The organism is Micromonospora sp. GCM10011541 (genome assembly GCF_042650725.1).
GTDB classification, from domain to species: domain Bacteria; phylum Actinomycetota; class Actinomycetes; order Mycobacteriales; family Micromonosporaceae; genus Micromonospora; species Micromonospora sicca.
On record NZ_JBHSBP010000039.1, the window covers coordinates 99,747 to 109,750 of the forward strand.

Sequence of the window (10,004 nt, forward strand, 5' to 3'; positions counted from 1 at the left end):
AATGGCTTTGCACCCTGGCCCGGCACCGCCGGCTGCGACAACCTCGGCAGGGGCCAACCGCCCCTACCGGACGTGGAGAGGAACCCCATGCGCAAGACACTGGGCGTCGCGATGCTCACCGGCATCGTCGTCGCCGCCTCGGCCACCGGCGCCAACGCCGCGCCGCGCGCCGAGGCGCAGACCGGCTACATCGTCGTCCTCCGCTCCGACGCCAACTCGTCGTCGGTCGCCACCGAGCAGGCCAGGGCCAACGGCGCGAGCCTCGGCCACATCTACCAGTACGCCCTGCGCGGCTACTCGGCCCAGATGAGCGCGACGGCCGCCGCCCGCATTGCCCGAGACTCGCGGGTGCTCCTCGTCCAGCCCGACGGGGTGGCGACCGCCGACGCCCAGACGACGCCGACCGGCATCAACCGGACCGACGCCGAGCTGAGCCCGACCGCGAAGATCAACGGCGTGGACGAGCGGGTCAACGTCGACGTGGCGGTCATCGACACCGGCATCGACCTCACCCACCCGGATCTCAACGTCTACACCGCCGGGGCCAAGAACTGCTCCACCGGCAACAGCGCGAACGACGGCAACGGCCACGGCTCGCACGTCTCCGGCACGATCGGCGCGCTGGACAACGGCGTCGGTGTGGTCGGCATGGCGCCGGGTGCCCGGCTCTGGCCCGTCCGGGTGCTCAACAACGCCGGCAGTGGCACCTTCTCCGACATCATCTGCGGCATCGACTACGTGACCGCGCACGCCAGCGAGATCGAGGTCGCCAACATGAGCCTCGGCGGCTCCGGCTCCGACAGCGCCTGCGGCAGCAACAAGGACGCCATGCACGAGGCCATCTGCAGGTCCGTCGCGGCCGGTGTGACGTACGTCGTCGCCGCCGGCAACGAGACCGACAATGCCGCCAACCACGTGCCGGCCGCGTACGACGAGGTCATCACCGTCAGCGCGCTCGCCGACTTCAACGGCCTGCCCGGCGGCGGCGCGGCGGCCACCTGCCGCAGCGACGTGGACGACACCATCGCCGACTTCTCGAACTTCGGCGCGGACGTGGACCTGATGGCCCCGGGTGTCTGCATCTACTCCACCTGGAAGGGCGGCGGCTACAACACCATCTCCGGCACCTCGATGGCCAGCCCGCACGCCGCCGGTGGCGCCGCCCTCTACAAGGCGACCCACCCGACGGCCAGCCCCAGCGCGGTCAAGTCGGCCCTCCAGTCGGCCGGTACGACCAACTACAGCTGGCCGGCAGGCGACCCCGACGGGATCCAGGAGAAGCTCCTGAACGCCGCGACCTTCTGATCCTCGGCCGTACTGGCAGGAGGGGCCGCACCATCCGGGTCGGCCGCCCGCAGGACGGGCGGCCGACCCGCCTCGGCTCAGCGCGAGGTCGGGCCGGTCGAGGCCGGCAGGTTCCCCGACGGGCTGGTGGGCCGCCCGGTCGGGTCCCCAGGGGTATCCGGCGTGGACGGTGCGCGGTCCGGTCGGCCGGTGACCCGGCCGGTCGGTTCGCCGCCGGTCTTGCCGCTCGGGCTGACCGTCCGGCCGCCCGGGTTGTTCGGCGCGTCGAGCACCCGATCGCAGTAACCAGGCACCTTCTCGCGTCCCCCCGCAGCCGAGAGCAGTTCGGCGAAGCGGGGGGTTGCCAACATCCGCTGGCGGTTGCCGTTCTGCTCGGCCCGGTAGGCGGCGCAGAGCCCGACCAGGGCCGGTGAGGCCGTCGCCGGGTCGGACGGGCCGCCGGCTGCGGTGGGGGAGACGGTGGGGCCGCCGGTCGGCGTGGGACGCCCAGCGGCGCTCGCGCTCGGTGGCGTCGTGGTGTGGTCGGCGCCGCTCCGGGAACCGGGCAGGGTGCCGGTGGCCGCGGCCAGCGCCACGCCGCCGGTGGTGGCGGCCAGCAGGGCCGCGAGGGCGACCTTCGCGCTGAGCAGCCCGGCGAGGATCCGCCGCTCGGGGCCGGCGGCCGGCCCCGGAACCGAACCCGCCCGCGCCGTTCGGAACGCCTCCAGGGCGACCCGCTCGCCGGCCAGCTCGTGCGGGCGGGCGGTGGCCCGGACGGCGGTGAGTAGTCGGACGAGCGCCTCCGGACCATCCGGCGGGTCGGCGACGGGACCGACGAGCAGTCGCTCGACGGCCTCCTGGTCCATGCGGTGTGCGTTCATCTCGTGTCCCTCAGCGCCGTCGCTCGACGCGACGTCACATGGGAACCCTGCGTACGCCCCCGATTTCGCAGGTGAGATCGATCACCCCGCGCGGCAACGGGCCGTGTGCCCCTGGGCTCAGCCCATGGTCTTCGCCCCGTCGATCGACTCGCGGAGGATGTCCGCGTGCCCGGCGTGCTGGGCGGTCTCCGCGATCACGTGCAGCAGCACCCGCCGCACCGACCAGCTCGCGCCCGGTTCGAACCAGGGCGCGGTCGGCAGCGGGTGCGCGGTGTCCAGGTCGAGCGTGGCCACCAGTTCGTCCGTCGCGCGGGCGACCCGGTCGAACTCGTCGAGCAGGCCGGCGAGCGTCTCACCCTCCTGCATCCGGAACTGGCCCGCCCAGTCGACCGGCTGGCTCCGCATGGCCTCGGCGCCGCCGACCGCGAACCGCATCCACCGCTGCTCGACGATCGTGACGTGTTTGATCAGGCCGCCGAGGCAGAGCTCGCTGACCGTGCTGCGCTGTGCCGCCTGCTCGTCGGTCAGCCCGTCCACCGTCTGCCGGAGGAAGCCGCGGTGCCGACGCAGCGTGGCGAGCAGATCCGCCCGCTCACCGGTGACGACCTGCTCGGAAACGCTCATGATGTCTTCCCTTCCTTGACGACTGCCACCACGATATGGCCGGCCACCGACAGTCCCGCGTCACTCCACGGCGGACGCCCGCACGTTCCCAGCGGTTGCCGATCCGCCCGACCCGCGGTGCACTGAACTACATGGGTGTAGTCAAGGTGGGAACCTCGTCCTGGGCCGACCAGCAGTTGGTGCGCTCGGGCTGGTACCCGCGGGCGGTCAACACCCCGGCCGGCCGGCTCGGCTGGTACGCGGAGCGGTTCCCGCTGGTGGAGGTGGACACCTCCTACTACGCGATCCCGCCGCCGGAGACCGCCGAGGGCTGGGTGGCGGCCACCCCGCCCGGCTTCACCTTCGACGTCAAGGCGTTCAGCCTCTTCACCGGCCACCACACGCCCGTGGCGGCGCTGCCGCGGGACCTGCGCCCGGCCGGCGGCCCGGGCCGGATCCGCTGGCGGGACCTGCCCGCCGGGGCGTACGACGAGCTCTGGGACCGGTTCCGGGCGGCGCTGGCGCCGATCGCGGCGGCCGACCGGCTCGGAGCGGTGCTGCTGCAGTTCCCGCCGTGGCTGGCCCGGAGCGCGGCGGCCGAGCGGCGGATCGTCGAGCTGGCCCGGCGGTGCCGACCGTGGCGGGTCAGCGTCGAGCTGCGGCACTCGTCCTGGTTCACGGAGGACACCGTCGTGGACACCGTGACCTTCCTGCGCGAGCACGGGCTGACCTACGTCTGCGTGGACATGCCGCAGAAGCACGCTTCCTCGGTGCCGCCGATCCTGGTCGCCACCGCCGACCTCGCCGTCGTCCGGTTCCACGGGCACAGCGCCGCCTGGGAGAGCGGCGAGAAGCAGGACAGGTTCCGGTACGCCTACGGCGACGAGCTGCGGCGCTGGTCGGTGCTGCTCACCGAGCTGGCCGACCAGTGTGCCGAGCTGCACGTGCTGATGAACAACTGCTGCGGCGACCAGGCCCAGCGCGACGCGGCCCGGCTCGCCGGACTGCTCGGCGTCGACGTCACCCGGGCGCGGGCCGCCTCCTCCTGACGCCGTCGCCCGAGGTTTCCCCGGTCCCGGGCCGGGTACCGGCGGAGCCGAGGCACGACGGAAGGGGAGCGCGTGAGCCAGCGGGACGAGGCGGCGACGGGCCGGCCGGACGACCGGGACCCCCGGGCGACCCGGGAACCCGAGGAGGCGCACGGCGGCAGCATGGCGCCCGGCCTGGTGGACGACACCGGCCACCCGGTGACCGAGCCGCCCGCGCCGGAGAGCGAGCCCGAGCCGTCCGCGATGGGGACGCCGGGGGAGGACGGGACCGGCTCCTGACCGCGCCTGCCGACCCTCGTGGTCTTCCTGGCCGGTCGCCGGCTCGGACCCGGCCCGGCCCGACCGCCTGGTGCGGCCGGGCCGTTGCCTGTTCTGCGCTCAGCCGCGCCGGGTGACCCCCTCCGGGCGCATGCCGGTCGACTCCTCCAGGGAGTTGTCCGGCAGGTCCTCGCCGGCCCGGTCGTCCGGGAACGTGCGTGCGCTCGGCGCGGGGTCGGGCGGGGCGCCGGGCCCCGCCTGCGCCGTACGGGTCGGTTCAACCGGGCCGAAACCGTGCCGCCCGGCCGGCTTCCCGTCGGCGGTCGGGGCGCCGGCCCGGCGTTCGCCGCGCCGGCCCTCGGGCACCGCGCTCTCCTCGCTGCCCTCGTCCATCGGCGAGTCCTCGCCCGCGCCCCACGGCGGGTCGGCGTCGAACCCGTCCGTGGTACCCCACGGCTCGGCCGACTCCGGCCCCCGCCGCTCGCCACCCGTTGCCGGTCCGTCGTTCCTGGTCATGGCCACCTCGCCTGGTCGGTCAGCCCCTGCCGGCGTTGATTGCCCGCCACCGCGCCGGTCATGCCGCCCGCCTCGGCGGCGAATCGCCGGCGGCGGCGTAGTGCCGGACGGCCGGCGTCCCGGTGGGGCTGCCGGCCGTCCGGCCCGGCCGATCAGCGGCCCGACATCGCCATCTGCCGTTTGGCTGTGGCCATGCCGGCCACCTTGCCCATCGCCTTCGGCGCGGCCATCAGACCGCCGGCCCGGCCGAGCATTCCCCGGAACACCTGCCCCGGCTTCTGCTGCTCGCCCATGTACGCCGTCACCACCACCAGCGCGCCGGTCAGCGCCGGGATCGCCCACTGCAGCATCTTCAGCTGCCGCTGGCTGGAGGCGACGTTCGCCGGCGTCTGGTAGCTCGGCTCGGTGGCCCCCTCGACGGGCGGGCCGCCCGCCTTCTGCAACCGCATGCCGAGCAACCGGCTGTACCCGGTCACCGCGAGCGCGCCGACCGTCAACGCGGTCTTCACCGCGCTCGTCTTCGCGACCCCGGACTGGGCGGTCATGCGTGGGCTCTCGGTGACCAGCTCACCCACCGCGCCGGCCAGGTGGGCGCCGATCGCCGCGGCGTTCACCGGGGTCCACCGGGCCCAGCCCGCCGAGGCCACCGGCAGCCGCTGCGTCGAATCGTTGACCTGTGCCGCCGCGCCGTTGACGCCAAGCGCTCCCATCAGCGAGCCGCCGAACCAGGCCGCCAGGCCCAGGTCGTGCATCGAGCGCAGTGCGGTGTGCCGTTCTGACATCTGGATCCCCCTCCGCGGTTTTCGAGCGGTGCGGCATACCCACCATCCGGGCCGCTATGCACCGCGGTTCGCTGGTGTCGAGGCAGGTGGCGCCGGGACGCCGGAAAAGCGGACAGGACGGGGCGAGCAGGGCGTGAACGGGAGGTGCCGGGGGCGGACCGGGCGGCGGTCAGCGGCGGGGCAACCCGGCGGCGAAGCCGGCCACCCGGGCGGCCAGCGGCGTCGAGGCGCGGACCCAGGTGAAGTGGTCCAGCGCCGCACCCGCCTCCGCCGCCGTGTACCGGTGCCGGGTGACCGGCGCGGCGGTCAGCTTGGCGCAGAGGTGGTCGAGGGTGGCGTGCGGGGTGTACTGATCGTCGTCCACGCTGACCGCCAGCACCGGGGTACGCACCGACCCGACGGCCGCCTCGGCGTCCACCCCGTCGAGCGTCGGGAAGCGGCCGGTCCGCGCGGTGTACGCCCAGTCCCGGATCACCCCGCGTGCCTGCCGGCCGCCGAACCCCCAGCCCGGCCAGACGCCGAGCAGCCGGGCCGTCGCCGCGATCCCCTGGGTGTACGGCAGCACCCCCCAGCCCCGCGGTCCGGGGTAGCGGCGCCACCAGGGCAGGCCGACGGCCACCAGGGCCAGCCCGTCGACGACGTCCGCGTCGTGCAGCGCCTGGTGCAGGACCGCCGCCTGCCCGCCGAGGGAGTGCCCGAGCAGCACCCGGGTCCGCCCGTCCAGCCGGGGCTTGAGCGCCGCCAGCACGGCGGCGATGTCCCCGGCCAGCTCGGCATAGCCGTAGCGGCAGGACCGGCTGGGGGCGGGGGTGCTCTCGCCGGTGCCACGCAGGTCGGCCACGACGACACCGAGGCCGGCGGCGCGCAGGGCCGCGGCGAACGGACGGTAGTAGCGGGCCCGCACGCCCATCGCCGGCCAGATCAGCACCACCGGCGCATCCGGCGCGCCGTCCGGATCGGGGTACGTCTGCACGCCGATCCGGGCGCCGTCGGCGTCGATGAACTCCTGGCTGTACTCCGGCTCCCCGCTCACCGGCTCAGCCTACGGCCGAAAGCTACCGGCGGGTAGCAGGGGTGTGGACGGCGGCCCGTCCGGCGGTCGGAGGCTGCGCTCGACGGCGGCGAGCACCGTCGGCACGTCCAGCGCCGCGAGCGCCGGGTGCGGGCCGCCGTCGTCGGCCGGTCGGCGCGGCCCCACCCAGAGCGCCTGATGCCACGGCCGGTCCGGCGGCGGGCCCCACTGCGCCGGCGGCACCGGCCCGAAGAGCAGCACCGACGGGGTGGCGTAACCGGTGGCGAGGTGGCCGACTCCGGTGTCGCCGCTGATCACCACGCGGGCGTGGGCGACCAGCGCGGCCAGCTCGCCGAGGTCGGTCTCCCCGGCCAGCACGGCGTCGGCGGGCAGCCCGGCCCGGTGGGCCACCTCCTCGGCGATGCCCCGTTCGCCGGGCCCGCCGGTCACCACCACCCGGTGGCCCCGGTCGGTCAGCTCCCGGGCCACCGCCGCGAACCGGGCCGGCGGCCAGCGCCGCTGGGTCGCCTTCGCGCCCGGGTGGACGATGCTCACCCCGGTCGGCAGCCGACCCGGCACCGGCCGGCGCAGCGCCAGGTCGGTGCGGTCGGCAGGGATGCCGTACCAGGCCAGCAGCCGGCACCAGCGGTCGACCTCGTGCTCGTCGGCCCGCCAGCCCGGGCCGTCGAGGTGCCCGGCCTCGGCGTTGGCGAAGGCGAGCAGCCGGCGGGGCCGGACGCCGGCCAGCATCCGGTGCGACTGCGGGCCCCGGCCGTGCAGGTTGACCGCCAGTTCCGGCGGCGGGCCGGGCCACGCCAGGTGGCCCAGCCCGTCCGCCTCGACCAGCCGGTCCACGCCGCCGACCAGCTCGACCAGCGGCGCCAACCAGCACGGCGCGACCAACGCCAGCTCTTCGCCCGGGTACGCGGCACGCAGCGCCCGCAGCGCCGGCACCCCGGTGGCGAGGTCGCCGACGCCGAGCGCCCTGAGCACCAGGATCACGGGTACGACGACTCCTGCTCGGCGCAGACCACCAGCTCGCGGACGGCGCAGCCGGCCGGTTGGGTGAGGGCGAACAGGACCGCCTCGGCGGTGTCGGCCGGATCGTTGAGGATCGCATCGGGGCCGGGCTTGTACCGCTCGTCCCGGTCGTCGAAGAACGCCGTCCGCATTCCGCCCGGGATCAGCAGCGTCACGCCCACCTTTCCGGCCAGCTCGGCGGCGAGCGCCCGGGTGAAGCCGACCACCCCGAACTTCGCCGCGCAGTACGCGGTGGCGTCGCTGACCGCCTTGACGCCCAGCGTGGAGGCGACGGTGACCACCGTGCCGTGCGAGCGTTCCAGGTGCGGCACCGCCGCCCGGACCACCGCGGCGGTGCCGAGCAGGTTGACCGCCACGATCCGGTCCCACGTCTCGCCGGGGACGTCGGCGAGCGGGCCGGGTACGTCCATGCCGGCGGCGGTGACCACCCCGTCGAGGCCGCCGGCCTGCTCGGCGAGCTGTCGGGTGGCCGCCTCGGCGGCCCGGGTGTCGGCCAGGTCGCACTCGACCCAGGGCACCCCCTCGGCCGGCGCCTGTCGGTCCAGCACGTACGGCCGGCCGCCGGCCTTGGCCACCGCGGTCACCACCGCCGCGCCGAGGCCGCTCGACCCGCCGGTGACGAGGATCGCCGCGCCGTTCATGTCCCTGCTCATACTGCTCCCTTGAGGAGGTGGAGGCCGCGCTGCCGCGCGGCGGAGATGGTGCCGGTGGTGGACCGGCCGGCCAGGTAGGGGACGGTGACGACCCGCCCGCCCCAGCGGTGCACGAGGTCCGCTTCGGGCAGCTCCTCGCCGGCGTAGTCGCCGCCCTTGACCCAGACGTCGGGGCGCAGCCGGGCCAGCACCTGGTGCGGGGTGGGCTCGTCGAAGACCACCACCGCGTCGACGCAGTCCAGCGCGGCGAGCAGCCGGGCCCGGTCGCCCTCCGGGTTGACCGGGCGCTCCGGCCCCTTCAGGCCACGGACGCTGCGGTCGGAGTTGAGGCAGACGATCAGGCAGTCGCCGAGGCGGCGGGCCGCCTGGAGGGTGGCGACGTGCCCGGCGTGCAGGATGTCGAAGCAGCCGCCGGTGGCGACCGTGGTGCCGCCGTCGGCGCGTACCTTCGCCACCAGCTCCTCGGCGGTGCGGGCCGCCGCCAGGACGGGTTGCCGCTCCGGCGCGCGGTGCAGCCCGGCCGCCCCGCCCGCCGCGACGTACGCGGACGCGGCGGCGACGGCCGCGCCGACCGCCTCGGAGACCGGCGCGCCGTCGCCGAGCGCGAGTGCGGCGGTGGCGGCGAACCGGTCCCCGGCGCCGCAGGTGTCCTCGACCCGGTCCAGGGCGGACGGTGGCGGCACCACCAGCGGGGTGCTGCCCGAGTGGCAGAGCACCGCGCCGTCCGCGCCCATGGTCACCGCGATCCCGCCGACCCGCCACCGCTGGCGCAGCTCGTGCCCGGCGCGGGTCGCGGTGGAGAGCGCCGGGCCGGCCCCGGCGTCGCCGGTGAGCTGCCGCAGCTCGGCGACGTTGGGGGTGGCCAGCCGGGCCCCGGCCACGGCGGCCGGGCCGCGTGGGTGCGGATCCCAGACGACCGGGGCGGACGCCTCGGCCAGCGCCGCCCGCAGCGTCGGCTGCCGGACCAGCCCGCGCCCGTAGTCGCTGACCAGGATGGCCCGGGCGCGGGTGAGCACGTCCAGCGCGGCCGGGGGTGGCTCGCCCGGCGGTTGCGGGTCGCCGCCCCGGTCCAGCCGCAGCAGGGTCTGCCCGCCGGCCCGCAACCGGATCTTCTCGGCGGTCGCCCCGGGCAGGTGCATCGGGTAGACCTCGATCCCGGCCTCGGCGAGCAGGTCGGCCAGCCGCGCCCCGCCGGCGTCGTCGGCGAGCGCGGTGACCAGCGCGACCTCGGTGTCCTGGGCGGCCGCGAGCAGCGCGGCCAGGCCGGCGCCGCCGGGCCGGTCGGTGGTGACGCGCTCGTCCAGCACCGGTACGGGCGCGTCCGGGCAGACCCGGTTGACCGCTCCCGCGACGTCCCGGTCCAGCAGCGCATCGCCGACCACCACCAGCGGGCCGCTCACGACTCCGCCCACCCGGTGCCGGTGGACCCGTGCCCGTTGCGGCCGTGGCCGTCCAGCTCGGGTCCGTTCGGTCCGGGTCCGTTCGGTCCAAGGCCGTGGGACGGGTGGCCGTTCGCGCCGGGGGCGTCCGGGCCCTGTCCGTTGCATCCGTGGCCGTTGAGCCCGTGCGTCGGCAGGCCGGGGGCGACCGCGGTCAGGATGCGGCCGTCCCGCCCGTTCCGGTCCGCGCCGTCTCGCCCGCCGCGCTCCGCGCCGTCCCACCCGTTCCGGTCCGCGCCGTCTCGCCCGCGCCACGGGGCGAAGGTCGCCGTCCGGGGCGCCGCGGTGGACATCGTCGGGAGCTGGCGGACCAGCGGCAGGGCCTGGTCGACGTACTCGCAGAGCAGGTGGGTGGAGACCAGGTGCAGCTCCTGCACCACCTGGCTGTCCGGCGAGGGCACCGCCAGCACGTCGTGGCACAGCTCGGCGAGGGGGTTGGGGGTGGGGCCGGTGAAGGCCCAGCAGCGCAGGCCGGTGTCGCGTGCG

At 75.9% G+C, this 10,004-nt stretch carries 11 protein-coding genes and 1 pseudogene; 3 read left to right on the plus strand and 9 right to left on the minus strand.

Features of this window, described 5'->3' with window-relative positions:
• Positions 1-87: 87 nt before the first annotated feature.
• The gene (locus tag ACFOYX_RS16115; protein WP_322441221.1) at positions 88-1,305 is read left to right on the plus strand and encodes a S8 family peptidase; all 1,218 of its coding nucleotides are present in this window, start codon (positions 88-90) and stop codon (positions 1,303-1,305) included.
• 77 nt (positions 1,306-1,382) lie between these two features.
• Here ACFOYX_RS16115 and ACFOYX_RS16120 read toward each other — a convergent pair whose 3' ends face one another.
• A complete protein-coding gene (locus tag ACFOYX_RS16120; protein ID WP_322441222.1) occupies positions 1,383-2,165 on the minus strand; it encodes a hypothetical protein in 783 nt (260 codons plus the stop codon).
• Positions 2,166-2,282: 117 nt separating this feature from the next.
• Complete coding sequence (locus ACFOYX_RS16125; RefSeq protein WP_322441223.1) at positions 2,283-2,789, minus strand: DinB family protein; 507 nt, start codon at positions 2,787-2,789, stop codon at positions 2,283-2,285.
• A gap of 131 nt (positions 2,790-2,920) precedes the next feature.
• Between ACFOYX_RS16125 and ACFOYX_RS16130 the strand changes: the two genes are divergently transcribed.
• Positions 2,921-3,817 carry a DUF72 domain-containing protein gene (locus ACFOYX_RS16130; protein ID WP_322441224.1) on the plus strand — a complete coding sequence of 299 codons (897 nt, stop codon included), beginning with the start codon at positions 2,921-2,923 and terminating at the stop codon, positions 3,815-3,817.
• A gap of 72 nt (positions 3,818-3,889) precedes the next feature.
• Positions 3,890-4,096, plus strand: coding sequence for a GTPase activator (locus ACFOYX_RS16135; protein ID WP_322441225.1), 207 nt, complete (start codon positions 3,890-3,892; stop codon positions 4,094-4,096).
• Positions 4,097-4,195: 99 nt separating this feature from the next.
• On the opposite strand, the gene ACFOYX_RS16140 is transcribed toward ACFOYX_RS16135, so the two are convergent.
• From ACFOYX_RS16140 to ACFOYX_RS16170, 7 genes and pseudogenes are all read right to left on the minus strand, one after another.
• Entirely contained in the window at positions 4,196-4,591 is a 396-nt protein-coding gene (locus ACFOYX_RS16140; RefSeq protein ID WP_322441226.1) for a hypothetical protein, read from the minus strand.
• A 152-nt stretch (positions 4,592-4,743) separates the two neighbouring features.
• Complete coding sequence (locus ACFOYX_RS16145) at positions 4,744-5,373, minus strand: hypothetical protein (protein WP_109801400.1); 630 nt, start codon at positions 5,371-5,373, stop codon at positions 4,744-4,746.
• Between the two features lie 169 nt (positions 5,374-5,542).
• Positions 5,543-6,406, minus strand: coding sequence for an alpha/beta fold hydrolase (locus tag ACFOYX_RS16150; RefSeq protein ID WP_322441227.1), 864 nt, complete (start codon positions 6,404-6,406; stop codon positions 5,543-5,545).
• A gap of 9 nt (positions 6,407-6,415) precedes the next feature.
• The gene (locus tag ACFOYX_RS16155; protein WP_322441228.1) at positions 6,416-7,387 is read right to left on the minus strand and encodes a glycosyltransferase family 9 protein; all 972 of its coding nucleotides are present in this window, start codon (positions 7,385-7,387) and stop codon (positions 6,416-6,418) included.
• Positions 7,384-8,079 carry an SDR family oxidoreductase gene (locus ACFOYX_RS16160; protein ID WP_377534084.1) on the minus strand — a complete coding sequence of 232 codons (696 nt, stop codon included), beginning with the start codon at positions 8,077-8,079 and terminating at the stop codon, positions 7,384-7,386. The genes ACFOYX_RS16155 and ACFOYX_RS16160 overlap by 4 nt, the downstream gene beginning before the upstream one ends.
• The gene (rfaE2, locus tag ACFOYX_RS16165; RefSeq protein WP_322441249.1) at positions 8,076-9,464 is read right to left on the minus strand and encodes a D-glycero-beta-D-manno-heptose 1-phosphate adenylyltransferase; all 1,389 of its coding nucleotides are present in this window, start codon (positions 9,462-9,464) and stop codon (positions 8,076-8,078) included. Before rfaE2 ends, ACFOYX_RS16160 begins: the two co-directional genes overlap by 4 nt.
• Before the next feature lie 362 nt (positions 9,465-9,826).
• Positions 9,827-10,004: pseudogene (locus ACFOYX_RS16170) on the minus strand (phosphoheptose isomerase); the annotation flags it as partial.

What these genes read in the sequence shown, in the direction of transcription:
- ACFOYX_RS16115 (WP_322441221.1), top strand. Translation starts at nt 88, where the DNA reads ATGCGCAAGACACTGGGCGTCGCGATGCTCACCGGCATCGTCGTCGCC.
- ACFOYX_RS16120 (WP_322441222.1), bottom strand. Translation starts at nt 2,165, where the DNA reads ATGAACGCACACCGCATGGACCAGGAGGCCGTCGAGCGACTGCTCGTC.
- ACFOYX_RS16125 (WP_322441223.1), bottom strand. Translation starts at nt 2,789, where the DNA reads ATGAGCGTTTCCGAGCAGGTCGTCACCGGTGAGCGGGCGGATCTGCTC.
- ACFOYX_RS16130 (WP_322441224.1), top strand. Translation starts at nt 2,921, where the DNA reads ATGGGTGTAGTCAAGGTGGGAACCTCGTCCTGGGCCGACCAGCAGTTG.
- ACFOYX_RS16140 (WP_322441226.1), bottom strand. Translation starts at nt 4,591, where the DNA reads ATGACCAGGAACGACGGACCGGCAACGGGTGGCGAGCGGCGGGGGCCG.
- ACFOYX_RS16145 (WP_109801400.1), bottom strand. Translation starts at nt 5,373, where the DNA reads ATGTCAGAACGGCACACCGCACTGCGCTCGATGCACGACCTGGGCCTG.
- ACFOYX_RS16160 (WP_377534084.1), bottom strand. Translation starts at nt 8,079, where the DNA reads ATGAGCAGGGACATGAACGGCGCGGCGATCCTCGTCACCGGCGGGTCG.